Annotated in this window: 15 protein-coding genes and 1 pseudogene; 14 read left to right on the forward strand and 2 right to left on the reverse strand. The window is 37.1% G+C overall.

Annotated elements, in window-relative coordinates; genetic code table 11:
- Together tnpB and tnpA are read right to left on the reverse strand one after the other, a co-directional pair.
- A partial coding sequence (gene tnpB, locus ACECE_RS28560; protein ID WP_083878880.1) for an IS66 family insertion sequence element accessory protein TnpB occupies positions 1–275 on the reverse strand: 275 nt, incomplete at its 3' end.
- The gene (tnpA, locus tag ACECE_RS0221875; RefSeq protein WP_010245199.1) at positions 269–571 is read right to left on the reverse strand and encodes an IS66 family insertion sequence element accessory protein TnpA; all 303 of its coding nucleotides are present in this window, start codon (positions 569–571) and stop codon (positions 269–271) included. The genes tnpA and tnpB, both read right to left, overlap by 7 nt.
- Positions 572–1,164: 593 nt before the next feature.
- Between tnpA and ACECE_RS0221880 the strand changes: the two genes are divergently transcribed.
- The 14 genes and pseudogenes from ACECE_RS0221880 to ACECE_RS0221935 all read left to right on the forward strand — a co-directional run bounded on the left by ACECE_RS0221880 (position 1,165) and on the right by ACECE_RS0221935 (position 17,608).
- A complete protein-coding gene (locus ACECE_RS0221880) occupies positions 1,165–1,659 on the forward strand; it encodes a chemotaxis protein CheW (protein WP_010251101.1) in 495 nt (164 codons plus the stop codon).
- A 57-nt stretch (positions 1,660–1,716) separates the two neighbouring features.
- Positions 1,717–3,570, forward strand: coding sequence for a methyl-accepting chemotaxis protein (locus ACECE_RS0221885; RefSeq protein ID WP_010251103.1), 1,854 nt, complete (start codon positions 1,717–1,719; stop codon positions 3,568–3,570).
- Between the two features lie 338 nt (positions 3,571–3,908).
- Positions 3,909–4,814, forward strand: coding sequence for an NUDIX hydrolase (locus ACECE_RS0221890; RefSeq protein WP_010251105.1), 906 nt, complete (start codon positions 3,909–3,911; stop codon positions 4,812–4,814).
- Positions 4,815–4,853: 39 nt separating this feature from the next.
- Positions 4,854–7,406: a class I SAM-dependent methyltransferase gene (locus ACECE_RS0221895; protein ID WP_010251107.1), complete on the forward strand. Its 2,553-nt coding sequence runs from the start codon at positions 4,854–4,856 to the stop codon at positions 7,404–7,406.
- 18 nt (positions 7,407–7,424) lie between these two features.
- The gene (locus tag ACECE_RS31545; protein WP_051033592.1) at positions 7,425–8,294 is read left to right on the forward strand and encodes an SWIM zinc finger family protein; all 870 of its coding nucleotides are present in this window, start codon (positions 7,425–7,427) and stop codon (positions 8,292–8,294) included.
- 12 nt (positions 8,295–8,306) lie between these two features.
- Positions 8,307–8,846: a hypothetical protein gene (locus ACECE_RS31550; protein WP_051033593.1), complete on the forward strand. Its 540-nt coding sequence runs from the start codon at positions 8,307–8,309 to the stop codon at positions 8,844–8,846.
- A 41-nt stretch (positions 8,847–8,887) separates the two neighbouring features.
- A complete protein-coding gene (locus tag ACECE_RS0221905; protein WP_010251109.1) occupies positions 8,888–10,699 on the forward strand; it encodes a HEAT repeat domain-containing protein in 1,812 nt (603 codons plus the stop codon).
- A gap of 18 nt (positions 10,700–10,717) precedes the next feature.
- Positions 10,718–11,809 carry an AAA family ATPase gene (locus ACECE_RS0221910; RefSeq protein ID WP_010251111.1) on the forward strand — a complete coding sequence of 364 codons (1,092 nt, stop codon included), beginning with the start codon at positions 10,718–10,720 and terminating at the stop codon, positions 11,807–11,809.
- Positions 11,806–14,190 (forward strand): DUF5682 family protein, encoded by a 2,385-nt coding sequence (locus ACECE_RS0221915; protein WP_010251113.1) that lies wholly within the window; start codon positions 11,806–11,808, stop codon positions 14,188–14,190. Before ACECE_RS0221910 ends, ACECE_RS0221915 begins: the two co-directional genes overlap by 4 nt.
- Positions 14,191–14,192: 2 nt before the next feature.
- A complete protein-coding gene (locus ACECE_RS0221920; protein WP_010251115.1) occupies positions 14,193–15,398 on the forward strand; it encodes a VWA domain-containing protein in 1,206 nt (401 codons plus the stop codon).
- Between the two features lie 95 nt (positions 15,399–15,493).
- Positions 15,494–15,883, forward strand: a complete 390-nt coding sequence (locus tag ACECE_RS0221925) for a tautomerase family protein (protein WP_010251117.1) — start codon at positions 15,494–15,496, stop codon at positions 15,881–15,883.
- An 82-nt stretch (positions 15,884–15,965) separates the two neighbouring features.
- Positions 15,966–16,083 (forward strand): annotated as a pseudogene (locus ACECE_RS30390) (RHS repeat-associated core domain-containing protein); the annotation flags it as partial.
- Between the two features lie 199 nt (positions 16,084–16,282).
- Complete coding sequence (locus ACECE_RS0221930) at positions 16,283–16,696, forward strand: hypothetical protein (RefSeq protein WP_010251119.1); 414 nt, start codon at positions 16,283–16,285, stop codon at positions 16,694–16,696.
- Positions 16,697–17,149: 453 nt separating this feature from the next.
- Positions 17,150–17,608 (forward strand): hypothetical protein, encoded by a 459-nt coding sequence (locus tag ACECE_RS0221935; protein ID WP_010251121.1) that lies wholly within the window; start codon positions 17,150–17,152, stop codon positions 17,606–17,608.
- Positions 17,609–17,623: the final 15 nt, after the last annotated feature.

Genomic DNA, 17,623 nt, shown 5'->3' on the forward strand with positions numbered 1-17,623 from the left:
CTAGTACCCACCTGAATTGTCTCTTTAGAGTTATCTGAAGGCCATTTAAACGTTCCCTTTTCAAGTCGTCGGAAGTATAGCCAAAATCCGTTATGATCCCAATGTAATATTTTTATCATTGTCCTGTTTTTATTGCAAAACACAAAAAGATTCGATGAAAATGGGTCGAGAGAAAAACATTGCTGAACTATTGCTGCCAAACCGTCGATAGAGCGTCTCATATCAGTACTTCCAATAGCAAGATATACTTTTTCTGTTCCACTTATGCTCAACATATTGCCTCCAAGGATTTAACTATAGTTTGCAAAAGTCTTTCGTCATATCCGTTCTCAATTTCAATTATAGCTTTACCTATTCTTATGTTGAGTTTTGATGTCATCATTGGTTCAAACTGAATTGGCATCCAGTTTGTTTTGTTAATTTCTTCCTTGTTTTGATTATCTCTTCTATATTTTCTATATTGGAAATTGAATGCTTTGATTTTCAACCCCTTTTCCCTACACCACTGAGCCTGGGTTTTTCCGCTTTTTTCGAATTCTCTAATTAACTTTTCCCATTCTTTATATAACATAAGACGCCTCCTGGTTTTTGGTGTATTATCTCATGCTAACAAATTGATTAACAGATGGGTTGTATTGTACGCTTACGTTTGGGTTGCTTTGTTTTCCAGCGCACCTTAATTATGATAATTAAGAAAAATGTTGCAAATTGTAGAATATTGATATATAATAATATATGTTGTCACTTTTGATTACTTCTTTTGGTATGTATTACATTTCGATGGATATAGTTCAAGCAGTTCTGTTAATTGTAGTACCTTATTTTTCAATTTTTAGTATTGTTGGAGTTTGTGATATATCTTGTTGATGTGTCAGATAGCAGTTAAAAGCTATTGTCTTTTTTTGCATTTTATGATGTAACTAAAATATTAGTTACCATAATTTGTGTCTCATAACGAAGGCGGTTTTTTGAGGGCGAAAAGAACAAATACAGCAAGGATATTTTAATACCAAAGCTATAGGAAATTGGTTATGTTAAAAGCATTAGCTGAAACATAGCTATTATTTGGCATTGCTCAAAATTGTGAGCAAAGTTAATTATAACAATAAAGTGCTTGATATAAAAGAAACAGAAACACAACAAATCAAAGGAAGGAGACTAACAATGAAACAAGCATTAGAAGAGAATATGATGCTGGAAGAAGATACGCAGAAGGACAAGTATCTTACCTTTGTATTGGGAAGGGAGGAATATGGAATAGGGATTAACTATGTAACCGAGATTGTGGGAATTCAATCGATTACACAAATTCCTGAACTTCCCGACTATGTGAAAGGAATTATTAATTTGAGAGGTAAAATAATTCCTGTTATTGATGTTAGGCTCAGATTCGGTAAGGAAGTGAGGGAATACACTGACAGAACCTGTACAATCGTTATCGAAGTAAAAGACATAACTGTAGGGTTAATTGTAGATGCTGTGGCAGAAGTTTCTGCTATTACCGAAAAAAATATTGTCCCTCCTCCGCAACTTAGTAGAGGCTATCATCAAAAGTACATAAAAGGTATAGGTAAAGTTGGAGACACAGTGAAGTTGCTTCTCGATTGTGACAGGCTTTTGAGTGATGATGAAGTGGAAGATTTGAGCAATATTGCATAGGTGAGTAATTGCACTTTAGTTCTAAAAATAAAAGGAATATAAGGAGGCAATATATCTATGAAGTGGTTCTATAATTTGAAGGTTTCTGCAAAATTATTAATTGGTTTTTTGACTGTAGCGGTGATAGCAGCAGTTATCGGAATTGTTGGTGTAGTTAATATCAAGAATATAGATAATGCAGATACTCAACTATATGAACAAAATGTACGTGGGTTGGAATATGCAGGAAATGCAGATGTATATTTTCAGAGAATAAGAGTTAACTCTTTTAAAATGATTATGTATAGTGATTCAGAAGAGCGTACGAAGTTTATGGATAAAATTAGTAGCTATTTTGAAAAAGTAGATGAGTATGCACAAAAATATGAGAAAGAGACTTTAACCGAAGGAGACAAGGCGATATTTGCTGAAACGAAGTCTGCGTGGCAAAAGTATAAAGCAGAAATTCAAAGCGCAATGGACATGATAAAAGAAGGAAAAGATGCAGAAGCCAAGGATCAGGTTATGGTTAAAACAGCAGCAACAATAGATTCAGTACAGGAAAGTTTTGATAAATTATTTATATATAATTCATCCGCAGCAAAAGAAAAGTCCGACAGTAATGAGGATGCAGCAAATTCAGCAATAACAACAATGATAGTTATCATTCTTATTGGTGTTCTTGTAGCGATATCCCTTGGGATTTTTATCTCGCAAATTATAAGCAAACCGCTTAAAAATATGACAGACGCTGCTCAAAAGCTCGCACTTGGAGATGTAAATGTAAGAATTGAAGCGACTACAAAAGATGAAATAGGTAATCTGATGCATGCATTCTCGAAAATGGTTGAAAATATCAGGGAACAGGCATATGCTACCGAGAAAATTGCAGCAGGTGACATGACAGTACAAGTCAAAGTTAAATCTGAAAATGATCTGATGGGTATAAAACTTACAGAGATGATAAAGACAAACAATGAAGTTCTTGGCACTATAAGTTCTGCTGCTGCTCAAGTAGCTGCAGGGGCAAGACAAGTGTCTGCTTCAAGCCAGATGCTTTCGCAGGGATCTACAGAACAGGCAAGTTCTATTGAAGAGGTTACAGTTTCTATGACACAGGTTGCGGATCAAACCAAGAAGAATGCAGTAAATGCAAATCAAGCAAACGAACTTGCATTATCTGCAAAGGAAAATGCTTTAAAAGGCAATAGCCAGATGCAGGAAATGATTAAAGCAATGACTGAGATAAATGATTCGTCAGCTAGCATATCCAAGATTATAAAGGTAATAGACGATATAGCGTTCCAGACCAATATTTTGGCATTGAATGCTGCTGTAGAAGCTGCAAGAGCAGGTCAGCATGGCAAAGGTTTTGCTGTAGTGGCTGATGAGGTTAGAAATCTAGCAGCAAGAAGTGCAAATGCTGCAAAAGAAACTACAGAACTTATTGAAAATTCAATTAAGAAGGTTGAAGCGGGAAGCCAGATTGCAAATAATACTGCCCAAGCATTAAATGAAATTGTTGATGGAGTCGCAAAAGCCGCTGATCTTGTTGGAAATATTGCTTCAGCATCAAATGAACAGGCCTCGGGTATTGCACAGATTAATCAGGCAATTTCACAGGTTGCTCAGGTTGTACAGACCAACTCTGCTACTGCAGAAGAAAGTGCTTCAGCCAGTGAAGAATTATCAAGTCAGGCAGATTTACTAAAAGAATCAGTCAGCAGGTTCAAGCTTAAAAAGGCTAGGGGTAATATGGAAATTGAGGGACTGGATTCAGATACTATCCGTGCTATTGAAGATATTGTTGATAAAAAGAAGTCTCATAGGAATTTCGAACAATACGATAGTTATATGGGAGAAGATGTTCCGGTTAAAAGTAATTTAAAGAACACGATATCACTTGAGGATAATAACTTCGGCAAGTATTAATTTATATATAGTCAAAGGGGTAAAAGCAAAATACGGAATAGATTTAGTAGACAAGTTTTATGAATGTATGGAACCAGGAGGTTACTTGTTTATAGGGCATTCTGAATCCCTAGATCGTGATATGTGATGCCAGCTATATACACAAAACATTAGATGTTTTGTGTATATTTTTTTGTTAGCCAATACCCCTAGCTATGCTAGGAAAGCTAATGAGCTTTAACTTCAAGTAGAAAAATAAAACCAATTTAAAAAATAATCTCATTGACATAGATTTTGTGGAACAATAAAATGTTAATAACAAGCTGTTAAGAACGTATAATTATATCAAGGAGATTAGGATGGATAAAAAATATATTAAAAATAGACAGGGACTTACTGAGAAGGAGTTTCTGGGGCAATACGATGCCGGAATTTATGAAAGACCATCTGTAACAGTGGATATGCTGATCTTTACTGTAATGGATGAAGAGAAAGAAAATTATAGAAAACTACCTGAAAAGTCACTGAAACTGCTTCTGGTTAAAAGGGGTGACCATCCTTTTATTGCGGATTGGGCTTTGCCAGGAGGTTTTGTATCAGTGAACGAAAGTATTGATGAAGCTGCCATGAGGGAATTGAAGACTGAGACAAATATAGATAATATTTATATGGAACAGCTTTATACATGGGGAGATGTAAAAAGGGATCCACGTACAAGGGTTATAAGCTGTTCATATATGGCGCTTATAGATAGTACAACGCTTGATGTAAAGGCCGGCGACGATGCAGATGATGCTGCATGGTTTAATGTTAGCTATGATGTGATTGAGGAGAAAAAAAACGTACAGGAAAAGGGCTTTATTTTAGAAAAGTTAGTTAAAATAACTCTTTTTAACTCTTCGGATACCATTGAGGCAATCGTAAAAGTTGTGGAAACATGTGAAGGTAGTACTACAAGAGTAAAAAGGGAGGTTACCAAATCCGAAGGACTTGCATTTGATCATGCCAAAATGATCGAGTATGCTATCGAGAGATTAAGAAATAAAATCAACTACACGGATATAGCCTTTAACCTTATGCCGGAACTATTTACTCTATCAGAGCTTCAGCAGGTTTTTGAAATTGTCTTGGGAAAAGAGCTTCTTGCTGCCGCTTTCAGACGAAAAGTTGAGGATATGGTTATTGAAACAAACCAGTTTACTAAGGATGCAGGACATAGACCTTCAAAGTTATATAGGTTTAATCCAAATTGGCGGAATGCATAATAATGTTTAAAATATAAAAATGATAGAGGGTGTATAACAATGAAACTTTACAGACCTGTAGGAATAAGTGAGCTCGAACTAATAAAACAGTCAGGCATGACTAAATTTCCGCCTAGGCTTCCGGATCAGCCGATATTCTACCCTGTTCTCAATAGAAAGTATGCATGCCAGATTGCAAGGGAATGGAACACAAAAAGTGCACCTGGTTATGCGGGTTTTGTAACTGAGTTTGATGTTGATGATGATTATATTTCAAAATTTGAAGTAAAGACTGTAGGGGCGTTTGTACACACTGAATTGTGGATTCCAGCGGAAGAACTTGATGAATTTAACAGGCATATTATCGGGGAGATCAAAGTTATAGAATCGTATTATGGTGAAAACTATAAAGGATCAAAAACAGAGATACCTGTGATGGAAAAAGCCAAGCTGGAGGAACCTGTGATAGAGGTACGTAATATAGAGATACCCAATATAGAGGTAACTAATATAGAGATAAATGAGCTGGAGGTAGCAAAATCGGAGATATATTCCTTGCAAGCTATCGAAGTACTAAAGAATGGTGACTTTAGGAGCTTAAAAAGTGAAAAATGGTTGATGTATCTAGCTTTGACGGCAGAACGGAACATCAACCTTGAGAGGCTTTATTCTCTTGAAGAGACCAGGAGCAATTATGTATTGAACTATGTTGAGAAAACCCTTAAGCTCCTTTCTGAACTTGATCTGAACAAGTATCAAAAGCATATACTTGAGGAAACATTAAAGTGGTCTGAGGTGGCAAAATCTGGACTTAAACATCAAAGGGATCAGTGGATAAAGAATGGATACAACCTCTTTGCCCATAATATCGGATCAGCACAAATTTATCAGGAGCAATCGAATGAAGCAGATCTTGATATAAAGAGGATAGTATACGATCTGATTTTAACCCATGGCTTGATTGGTCAATACATCAGAGGAGAGATTCCTTTAATGGATAATAAACCTCTCTATCAACTTGTCATAGATAATAAACTTTCGGCCAAAGAATTGAAAGAAATATTGATGGCTCTGAATTTCTGTATCATAGCTGCAGTTGATGAATATATATGGCTGGATATAAAACTACAGGTTGAAGTAGTAATTGATTTTGTAATATCGGGACGGTTTGATAAGCAATATGAATTCAAAGACCGGTTAATACGTTTAAGACAGGTGTCTGCAAAAAACGGTGAAAACTTTGAAGCTGAATTTGCGAGAGTACTATCTGATTCGAGGCTAATATTGAGAATTGCCAGGTTGCTGGATAAGGCTGATTTGTGGTATGTAGAGGCAGCAACGTATGACTTCTCCTTTGAAGAGTTTGTAAAGGTGTTTCTGATTATTGATCATGAAGTAAAGGTTGAAGAGATTAAACATATCAGTTTTGAGAGGTTCATGAAAGGTCTGTATTACCAGCATGAAGGGAAGAAGCGGGTTAATATTTATAAAAAGAGGATTATAGAAAAGTACCTTTCCGAAATCTCAATGGAGGACATATTGGAAGGCAGATTTAAAGAAAACCCCCATGTTGTGCATGAGATAGCATTCCTCGAAGATGTAGAAGATACAATGTTTTTTAACTTCAATTTTTCTGCAGCAGGGAGCAAACTGATCGACTTTTGTATTGAAGCAGAGAAATCTGATGTGCTCTATGAAAGTGCTATTATCATGTTGTTTGACCTGTTTGGACTTAGAAAAGATAAATATGACCGCTTCTATGAAGAGGAATCCTATCTTCAGACTATGAATCAGACAATAGATTATAAAAAAGTTATTTTAGATTATATTACAGGAAATAGTATTATTGATATAGGGCCTGGCGGCGGTGCGTTGATGGATCTCATATCGGAGAAGTTCCCGCAGAAGAAAGTATTTGGTGTAGATATTGCGCAGAATGTACTGGATAGTCTGAAAAAGAAAAAGCAGCTTGAGAATAGAAGTTGGGATGTACTTTACGGAGATGCTTTGAATTTAGGACAGTATATTGAAAAAGGGAAAGTGGATACAATCATTTTCTGTTCCATTTTGCATGAATTGTACTCCTATATTGAATTTAGCGGCAAAAAGTTTAACCACGACACGCTGGCAGCTGCATTTAAAAGTGCATTTGAAGTCTTACCGTCAGGAGGAAGGATTATCATACGTGATGGTATCATGACAGAACCCATTAGCCAGAAGAGAATAATAAGATTTTTATCTCAAGAGGGTATGGAATTCCTGATTAGATATACAAATGATTTTCAAGGAAGAGAAATCGAATATTCAGTAGTCGGGCAAAATGAAGTGCTTATGCCTGTAAACGATGCAATGGAGTTTTTATATACATATACCTGGGGAGAAAAGTCCTATGTTCATGAAGTTAATGAGCAGTTTGGATACTTCACTCCGAGCGGCTTCAGGGATTTCATAACAAAGGTGCTTGGCCCAATGGCAAGAATAGTAGAATTCAAACATTTTCTGCAAGAAGGTTATACGATTGCATTATCGCAGAAAATTGAGTTTTTCGATGAAAAAAGAAATCCTGTAAGGCTTCCGGATAGTACGTGTATTGTTGTAATTGAAAAAGGTTGAGGTAAGGGGGAGATTACTTTGAAAATTACTGAAGAATTCATAAATTCAATAGCTCCAAATCAGAATGCTGTTACAAATGGTTTAGGGCTTGTTAAAAAGAACAGCTTTGCAAAGCTGAACATTTCAAATGACGAGACAGTTTTGTTTGGTGAGTGTAAAGGAAGCGGAGCAAGTAATTATATCACATCTGCTGATTTTATAAATCAGGACACTCCTGTTTTCCGCTGTACTTGCCCTAGCAGGCAGTTTCCGTGTAAACATTCAATAGGACTTTTGTTTGCTTACATAAATGGAAAGAAATTTGAAGCAGCAGAAATTCCGGCAGATATATTAGAAAAGCGTGAAAAGATTGAGCAGAGAGAGGAAAAGAAGAAAGCTGAGGGTGAAAAAGGACCTAAAAAGATCAATAAATCGGCTTTGAAAAAGAAGATTGCTGCCCAGATTGAAGGCTTAGAGCTGCTTGAAAAAATCGTAGGGAATTTTGTTCAGGCTGGACTTGGAACAATTAATGCCAAGACGATCCAAATCATGAATGAACAGGTCAAACAGTTAGGCAACTATTACCTTTCCGGACCTCAAACCGTATTGAAGGATTTCTTGCTTCTGTTTGAACATGGTAATGACCGTGAGGAAATCTATTCACAGGCAGTTGATTTGCTTATTATGATGAATTCATTGTGCAGGAGGGGTAAGGAGTACTTGAATAAAAGGATTGAAGACCCTGAACTTGAGTCAGAACAAGATAGTATGATTGCTGAATTATTAGGTCATGCATGGCAGCTATCAGAGCTTAAGACACTTGGAAGGGTTCAAAACGATGTTGGATTGATACAGTTGTGTTTCAACTGTTTTGCCAGTGAAGGAAGAAATGAGTATGTGGATTATTGAATATGGATTAACTTGAAAACGGGCGAAATACAGGAAACAATAAATTACAGGCCTTTTAAAGCTGTAAAATATATACGTGAGGATGATTCCTTCTATTCGGTTGCACAGGTGAAGGAACTTTTTATATACCCGGGAGAGTTAAATCCAAGAATCAGGTGGGAAAACATGGAGATTAGAGAGGTTGCTTCAAAGGATTACAAGCTAATAAAATCATTTGCTAAAACCTCATATACTGAAGTTATAAAGACTGTAAAAAATCAGATTAAAAATCCTCTTTCAGACAAAAATCCTCTGGCGTTATTAAGCTATGCAAGGATTGGACAGGTGGAAGGGCTATTTGTTGCAGAAGATGAAAAGGGGCAGAGAGTGCTGCTCGAAGACAATTACCTTTGTTTTGAGCCTCATAATACATATATGTTGGAACTTGTTGATGAGAGTGTACTTAACAACAATTGCATGCTTGTGAGATTTCACCACAACCCGGATACCGGCAAACTTAGGGCTCAACCGTTAAGCCTGATTACTGATGACAGGATAATACGCTTGATTTGAGTTCAAAACTATTTGAAGTATAGGAACGAGGAGTTGATATAATGAGTATGGCTTTAATTTTTGAAGCACATGATGAAGTGAGAAAGCTTTTAATTGCAGGAAGTGAAATGGCAGTTGATAATTCCAAACTGAAAAAGATACTACCGGGCATGAGAAAATCGGGTGAGAGTGTTCCTGTTTTTGCAAAGTTAGCTGATGCAATCGAAGTTGCTATAAATCCCGGTACAGGAAAGTCACAGGAAAAACTTCTTGAGTTGGCAAATTTAATAAATGCAGTTGTATATACGCAGGGTGAGACTGGGGTTCAGGGCAAAATAGAAAAAGTTGATACGGCAGGATTGGATTTTTTAACGGAGGTTTCTTACAGAAAGCTTAACCCGGTGATAAGTGCATTAACAACAAAGGGCTCCGGCAGGCTTGAAGTAATAAGGCAGTTTTTTGCTGAAAGCTTTTATAAAGATTTAAGACTTGTTGTTCCTCTTATATCTGCACTTGGAGATGGTTATTCTGAGATTGCCGATTTGGCGTATGAGGTTCTGAAGAAATACGGTGATTCAATCATTCATGTTTTGAAAAAGAGTTTGAATATGAATGGCAGTAAGGGAGATGCAAGGATTATTGAACTTATTTCGGACTTGAACGGCAAAAAAGAAAAGGAGTTTTATCTTGATGCAATTGAAAAAGGATCTATAGAGGTCAAAGTTAGTTCAATTAAGGTCCTGAAAGATTTCCCGGAATGTGAAGATTTGTTGATAGAGCTATCAAATGATAAGAAGAAGGAAGTTCGTGAGGCAGCATTTTATGCTCTTGGGAAAATCAAATCAGGAAGTGCTGTTAAGTGCTTGTTTAATGCATTCAGGGGAAAGGACAGAGATATTGTCTCTGAGCCAATCAGAGAAAACGATTCGCAGGAAATTGTAAAAAGCCTTTTGGAAGAGGCTGAAAAAAGTATGGAATTGATTATGAGTTCTGATACCGGAAATAAATCCGAGAATGAAAAATTGGAAGTTGAGTATTTTGTTACGGTTTTAGATTGTATGCTTGGGAAAAGGGATAATGGCATTTTTGAGTTTCTTAAAAAATGTATTGACCTCTCGAAAAAATTGACAAAGTTCAAGATTAACAATGCAGATGATACTATAATTCGTACATCAGCAAGGAATATTCTGGCGTTTGAAAGTTATGAGGCTTATGATTTCCTAGTATCAACCTTGGGGAAATATAATAATTCAATTATAGAGTTTTCCTTAGAAGCTGCAATAAGGTCAAAATCATCTGAATATGTATTTGAAAACTATTCACCTCTGATGGAAAATGGTAAAAAGTCTTTTGAGCGTAGTGAAATTATAAAGGTTATGTCATTTTACTGCGATTTTGATGAAGCGTACCGGATTCAGGATTATTATTACTCAAACATAAGGAACTACTATATAAATACAATTAATAAATATAATATAAGATGGGATAAACGCTGGGCAAAGTTACTTTTGAGTCAGGATGAAATTTCGTTGGGTTGCAAGCTTATTTCAAGGGGTGATATGAATTCATGTTTAATTTTGCTTGAAAAACTGAAAGCCCATATGAAATTTGGCGACAGATACTTAAACTATATAATATTGGGTCTGTTTCAGGCTGGATATGAGAAAGTCAGGGAAGAGATTCTCAATGTTTTGGAGTTTAATTTCAATAACAATAAAAATTATATGAGATACTATTTGAATGACTTTGCGGGTGTAATGAAATTATTGCCAGCGAGTGATGTTCAATATATAGAGGAATTTGCAGCAAAGTTTAATAACGAAGGAACAGAAGTGCTAGCAGACGTTACATGGTATCTGAAAAATAAAAAATAAAGTGGGGGAGAATGGAAAATGGCTGAATCTAATGAAGTATTGAGGTTGCCGGCGGAGCAAATGTATGCTCATGAAATAGAGGCGTTGATTTCTGCAGAAACTGAGCGTATACCGACCGGATGGAAAATGTCGCCACGTTCAGTGCTGACTTATATAACCGGGGGAAAAGTTAAAGGAGTAGAGATTACTCCAAAGTACATAGGAAATAAAAGATTGGTTGAAATAGCTATATCTACACTTATAACTGATAGGGCGCTGCTCCTGATTGGAGAACCAGGAACCGCGAAGTCCTGGCTTTCAGAACATCTTACAGCTGCTATACATGGTGATTCTACAAAGGTTGTCCAGGGGACAGCAGGTACAACGGAAGAGCAAATTCGCTATTCATGGAATTATGCAATGCTCCTTGCTAATGGTCCATCAAAGGAAGCATTGGTTAAAAGTCCAATATTTAGAGCTATGGAGCTTGGTGGAATTGCGAGATTTGAAGAAATATCCCGATGTGCTTCGGAAGTCCAGGATGCATTGATTTCAATTCTTTCCGAAAAGAGAATTTCCATTCCTGAATTAGGATTTGAACTTCCAGCGGCGAAAGGCTTTTCAATAATAGCTACTGCAAATACACGGGACAGGGGTGTAAACGATATGTCCTCCGCTTTGAAGCGAAGATTCAACATTATTGTGCTGCCTACTCCGGGGGATATTAATACGGAAATTGAAATTGTAAGAAAACGTGTAAAAGAACTGGCAGTAAACTTAGACCTTCAAGCGTCTCTTCCTTCTGAAGATGCAATTGAGAAGGTTGTTACAATTTTCCGTGAATTGAGAAACGGTATGACTTTAGACAGCAAAGAAAAGATTAAGCCACCGAGTGGCGTAATATCAACAGCAGAGGCTATATCTCTACTTGCAAACAGTATGGCTCTTGCAGCAAGTTTTGGAGCAGGAAAGATTACAAATGAGGACATTGCTGCGGGGCTTCAGGGAGCAGTTGTGAAGGATGAGGAAAAGGATAAACTGGTTTGGAAGGAATATATAGATAACGTATTAAAAAAACGTGGTTCCGAGTGGCGTGATTTGTACAATGCTTGTAAGGAGATGAATGTGTGAAGCATACAGAAAAGTCACCACATTTTTTTGGAGTCAGGCATTTATCACCCCAAGGAGCGCATCAATTGCTTAAATTTCTTGATGAAATAATGCCCACGGCTGTACTTGTCGAAGGGTTATCCGATGCAAATCCGCAAATTGAGCATTTTACAGGCAAAGCTACCAAGCCTCCTGTTGCAATATTGGCATACACAGAGGAATTGCCTGTAAGGACACTTTTGTATCCTTTTGCAGAGTACTCTCCAGAATATCAGGCTTTCGTATGGTCAAAAAAGAATAACGCCCATGCAGAATTTATTGATCTGCCTTCCGATGTTTTTATAAATCTGGAGTATTCAAATAAAGATAGAGACAAAACTGACGGTACCGTCAAAAGCGGAGATGGCGAAACCATAGAAAGTAAAGAAGAAGCTGATTTAAATAAAATTGAAAAGGGATCAGATAGCGAAAGTGAAGCAGTATATGCCACTACGATAAAAAACAAATCTGTTTATGAAAAATGGGCTCTAATGGCAGGAGATGATGACCATGATACATATTGGGAACGGAATTTTGAACATAATTTAAATAAAGATGCATACCGCCTTGCAGTTTTTGAGTTTGGGAAGAGTATAAGGCAGTTATCCCATGACAACAGATTTGAGGAAGCCAAAAACCTTGTCCGGGAAGCTTATATGAGGAAAAGAATTCAGGATACTATCAAATCCGGTCATAAACCGGAAAAGGTTGTAGTAGTAACTGGCGCATATCATTCGACGGCACTTGGCGGGGATTTACCACCTATGACCGATGAAGAATTTTCAAGCCTTCCAAGGGTTAAGACAAAGCTTACCCTAATGCCATATTCATACTACAGGCTGTCATCAAGGTCGGGTTACGGCGCAGGCAACACTGCACCCGCTTATTACGGCATGATGTGGGAATGCTTGAGAGAAAAGGACTTTGAGAAACTTCCATCTGAATATTTTTCGAGTATGGTATCATATTTAAGAGAAAGTGGAACACACAGGTCAGTGGCGGAGGTCATTGAAGCTGTGAGACTTTCGAATACACTTGCAGCGATGCATGGAGGCAGTGCACCAACACTTAAGGACTTAAGAGATGCTGCGGTAATTTGCCTTGGATATGGTGAGTTGACAGTGGTTGCCGAGGCTATGGCACATGTCGAAGTCGGTACAGCCATAGGAAGTCTTCCGGAAGGGGTAAGCAGGACTTCTATTCAGGATGATTTTTACAGGGAGCTTAAAAGGTTGAAATTGGAAAAGTATAAGTCCCCTGTTGCGATGGATCTGGAGCTTGATTTACGTGAAAACAGAAGGGTTAAATCCGAAGAGGCGGCATTTCTGGATTTGAACAGGTCTTGCTTCCTTCACAGACTAAAAGCTCTAAACATAAGCTTTCAGAAGTATAAGCCAAAAAGTCAGGATTCGGCAACTTGGGCAGAATCCTGGATTCTTAAGTGGACTCCTGAAGCAGAAATCGAACTTGTTGAATCTGTATTAAGGGGAGAAACTGTAGAGCTTGCAGTTGCTTTTGCCTTTAAGGAACGGTTGGAAAAGTGTGAGAAAATCGAAGAAGCTGCATTGGTAATTCGTCAAGCTTGCGAATGTGGAATGATGGAGTCTATGGAGTATGCAAGAGAGGTCCTGCAGAGACTTGCTGTTGATACAGGTGCATTTAATGAGGCAGCATTTGCAGCATTTCAGTTATCCCAGGTCATCAGTTATGGGGATATAAGGAAGTTTGACTCCTCAAAGCTTGTGCCACTGCTTGAACAGTTGTTTTTAAGGTCAACACTCCTTATGCTTGATGCTGCAAACTGCGACAATACGGCAGCTGCTGGGGTAGCGGAATCTATTAATATTTTGAATACAATAGCTCTGGAATACTATAATATAGTGGATGAGGAACTATGGATCAGAAAGCTTACCGAATTGTCCGAAAGGGATGACAAAAATCCAAAACTTTCAGGCTTTGCTTGTTCGATACTTTTAGAGAGGAACCTTATGGACAGTGAAAAGCTTTCACAGGAAGTAGCGAGAAGATTGTCTCCTGGGATTGATGCAGATCTTGGAGCAGGGTGGTTTGAAGGCTTATCTATGAGAAACAGGTATGTTTTGCTTGCAAGAACAAGCCTGTGGAATCAGATTTCGGAGTATGTATCACAACTAGACAATGAACAGTTTAAGAGGGCCTTGGTTTTTCTTAGAAGAGCATTTGCTGATTTTAATACAGCCGAAAAGCGGGGTATATGTGAGAAACTTGGAGAGGTATGGGGCGTAGATAGTGAGGATGCCAGTGACCTTTTAAGCAGGGAGCTCTCAGAAGAGGAAGAGCAGAGTATATCGGAATTAAACGACTTTGATTTTGGAGATATATAATTATGATGGATATGGAACAGGTAAAACGATGGAGATTGATTCTTGGAGAAGCCGGCGAAGAAATGCTTAATTCGTTTTCAGCATCCGATATTGGGCTTAGTGAAGACGAAATTGCTATGGATGAGGCACTTGCAGCTATATATGATAAATCTACTGAGGGTGATGAAGGAGCTGCAAGGGGAAATACGGGTTCATCGAAGAGCTCGGCAGGTAAAGGATCTTCAGCCCCAAAGCTTGCAAAGTGGCTTGCTGATATCCGTACATACTTTACAGAAGATGTAGTTTCGGTCATACAAACGGATGCTATTGAACGCAAAGGTTTGAGACAGTTGCTGTTCGAACCGGAAGTGCTCAGGAATGTACAACCGGATATAGACCTGGTTGCAACCTTTATGTCACTCAAAGGGAAAATACCAGAAAAGACAAAGGAAACAGCAAGGCAGCTTGTAAGAATGGTAGTTGAGGATATCAATAAGAGAATGGAGAACGATTTGAGAAAAGCTATAACAGGTGCTTTGAACAAGAAAAATCATTCTCCAATTGCAAGTGCGGTGAGTATTGACTGGAAATATACGATAAACCATAACCTGAAGAATTACAACAAGGAATATAAAAAACTCATTCCTGAACGGTTCTTCTTTTTTGACAGGGCCAGGAAAATGAACAACTGGAATGTAATTTTGGATATGGATCAGAGCGGGTCCATGGCTGATTCAATTATTTATGGATCTATAGCCGGATCAATATTTGCGAGCATGGCATCGCTGAATACCAAAATTGTGGCATTTGATACAGCAGTTGTTGATTTATCGGAGGAGTATGGCAATGATCCGGTCGATATGCTTTTTGGAATACAGCTTGGTGGAGGGACGGATATCAATAAGTCGGTAGCTTATTGCCAGCAATTTATTACTGACCCTTCAAAAACATTATTTATACTTCTTTCCGACCTTTACGAAGGTGGAAATCAGGCTTCACTCATAAAAAGAATGGAAGAAATGCATGAATCGGGTGTAAAGGTCATTTGTCTGCTTGCATTGTCAGACAGGGGAGTACCAAGTTATGATGAGGGGCTTGCACGCAGATTATCAAAAATAGGTATTCCATGCTTTGCATGTACGCCAACTCTTCTTCCTGAACTTTTGGAGGGTGCATTGAAAGGACATGATCTAAATGCACTTGCAGAGAGAATGAAGAATACTAAGTAAAACAATAGTTTATATATTGTTAGTTGATAGATAAGTTTTGTGAAACGTATATCCATGTAGAAAGCAATTGATAAAATTATGATGGAGGAAAGTTTATGCCGTTAACAAAGATAAGTATGATTGAGGGAAGAACACAGGAAGAAAAACTCAAAGTGGCAGAGGGTGTTCATAGTGCATTAGTTACATCATTTAAGATACCTGTCGGAGATAAAAATATAAGGATAGATGAATATAAAAAGCAGGATTTTATTCTTCCTGAAGGTAAGAGTGAACAATATGTAGTTGTTGAGATATCTGCATTTTCCGGAAGGAGTACAGATGCCAAAAGACTTTTGTACAGGACAATTGTTGAAAACCTTAGAAGTTTAGGGATTAAACCAGAAGATGTTTTTATACTTTTGCATGAGGAGCCACTGGAAAACTGGGGAATACGCGGAGGAATTGCAGCATGTGATATTGACTTTGGATTTAATGTAAAGGTATAAAGGTTAAATATGTATTAGAATAACTGACTTGAGATTTATTGGTTTGGGAAGTATAATAAATCAATGCACAATTTGTAGAAAAAAGAACCCTTACAGGTATAGGGGGTTATAGGTACGATAGTGAGACTGGACTGTATTATTTGCAGAGTAGATATTATAATCCAGACTGGGGCAGGTTTATTAATGCGGATGCATTGATTACCGGCAAAAGGAAAGCCAAATTCAACAGATAAACTTTATAATCCTGATGGTAGTGTAAAGCAAGAGAGATGGTATGGTCCTGATGGAAGGGTCGTTTTTTATTTAAAAAAATTTTTGAAACCCTTGATATATAGGCAATTTATTAAACTAGAAGTGTAAAGTAGTTTACACTAACAGGCAGACCGTGAGGTGATTAATATGAAAAAGAAACATATTGTTTTTATTAGTTGTAGCTTAATAGTCTTAACTGTTGTATTGTTGTATAATATGTTTTGTCAAAATGTAAATGTTGATTTTACAGAGAAGATAACATTTAAATATGACTATTTCGAAAAGGAAATTAACGTTCAGATAACAGATGAAAATGATAAAAGTCTACTTGTTTCAATGTGCAAAGGGATGGCAATTTCAGATAGTCCTTCTTGTGGGTTTGGAACAGCAGAAATAATATTTGAAGGAAAGAACAAAAAAATATCAATATATCCAGCTTGTGATGGATGTGACTTGATGAGAGTTAATAATACAGAAAAATATTTTTCGATTGGAAAAGAAAATAGGAAAAAACTTGTTGAGATTCTTGAAAAATATGGTGCGAAATTTCCGTGTATTTAACATTAGGATAGACCATACGTGGTCTATTCTGGCTACGCGGGTCAGGGAACATCACATATCATTTAGCAGTTATTCCGAAGTTTAAGGCGGAAAAATACCTCTGTAGACTTAAACCATAGAGGTACACTTGGTTCAAAAACGCACCTTAAATTTCGAAATTGCGTGATGAACGAAGCCGCATAACTAGAAGCACATATTATGGGGATTTAATTCTCCGAAGACTCCTTTGAATTAATACTTAATAAGTAACTTACTTAAATACTGGTAGCGTATTATGGCCAAAAACCTTTATCACCCTAAAAATGGGCATATGAAACTAGGTCCATGTATGAGTCTTTTTCAGAATTATGAAGTTAGCAATTGTCTATTCCAGTAAAGCTCAGCTTTTTCAAAACGCCTGTTTACATATCATTGCTGCATTACCATAAACAAAAGTTATAGGAGGTAGAATTTATGGATATGTATACTGCATTTTCTATGATATTGGATTCAATAAAAGATAACACTGGATATGAAGATAGTATATTTGATGAATTCATAATAGGATTTGAGGACGAATATAAAAAGTGTAAGGACATTCTTTCTAAGAAGTTTTCAGCATTCTTAGAGAAGAATGAATTTTTACATGACTCCGAAATAGTAGGAGTATCAGTTAAAAGCTACGTCTCAAATCAAAAGTACTTATGTGATATTGTTATGCAAATTAAGACTTCTCAGAGAAAAGAAGTGCGCACAATTATATATAAGAAAGCTAGTAAGTTTACTGTTGAGAGGTATAAAGAAAGTGATTATAGCTGGACATGGGGGTATGGATATTTTAAAAAGCTTGAAGATAATTACATTGAACAGGGCATTATTTGCTTCCCAGGTTCACTTATAAAAATTAAATGTAAAAAGATTGTACTCGGATAAGGGAAATTAAAAAGC

This window comes from Acetivibrio cellulolyticus CD2 (assembly GCF_000179595.2).
Lineage (GTDB): Bacteria > Bacillota > Clostridia > Acetivibrionales > Acetivibrionaceae > Acetivibrio > Acetivibrio cellulolyticus.

Excerpts from the sequence above, each read along its gene's own strand:
- tnpA (WP_010245199.1), bottom strand. The coding sequence starts at position 571 with ATGTTATATAAAGAATGGGAAAAGTTAATTAGAGAATTCGAAAAAAGC.
- ACECE_RS0221935 (WP_010251121.1), top strand. The coding sequence starts at position 17,150 with ATGGATATGTATACTGCATTTTCTATGATATTGGATTCAATAAAAGAT.
- ACECE_RS0221910 (WP_010251111.1), top strand. The coding sequence starts at position 10,718 with ATGGCTGAATCTAATGAAGTATTGAGGTTGCCGGCGGAGCAAATGTAT.
- ACECE_RS0221905 (WP_010251109.1), top strand. The coding sequence starts at position 8,888 with ATGAGTATGGCTTTAATTTTTGAAGCACATGATGAAGTGAGAAAGCTT.
- ACECE_RS0221885 (WP_010251103.1), top strand. The coding sequence starts at position 1,717 with ATGAAGTGGTTCTATAATTTGAAGGTTTCTGCAAAATTATTAATTGGT.
- ACECE_RS0221895 (WP_010251107.1), top strand. The coding sequence starts at position 4,854 with ATGAAACTTTACAGACCTGTAGGAATAAGTGAGCTCGAACTAATAAAA.
- ACECE_RS0221930 (WP_010251119.1), top strand. The coding sequence starts at position 16,283 with ATGAAAAAGAAACATATTGTTTTTATTAGTTGTAGCTTAATAGTCTTA.
- ACECE_RS0221890 (WP_010251105.1), top strand. The coding sequence starts at position 3,909 with ATGGATAAAAAATATATTAAAAATAGACAGGGACTTACTGAGAAGGAG.
- ACECE_RS0221920 (WP_010251115.1), top strand. The coding sequence starts at position 14,193 with ATGATGGATATGGAACAGGTAAAACGATGGAGATTGATTCTTGGAGAA.
- ACECE_RS0221880 (WP_010251101.1), top strand. The coding sequence starts at position 1,165 with ATGAAACAAGCATTAGAAGAGAATATGATGCTGGAAGAAGATACGCAG.
- ACECE_RS0221925 (WP_010251117.1), top strand. The coding sequence starts at position 15,494 with ATGCCGTTAACAAAGATAAGTATGATTGAGGGAAGAACACAGGAAGAA.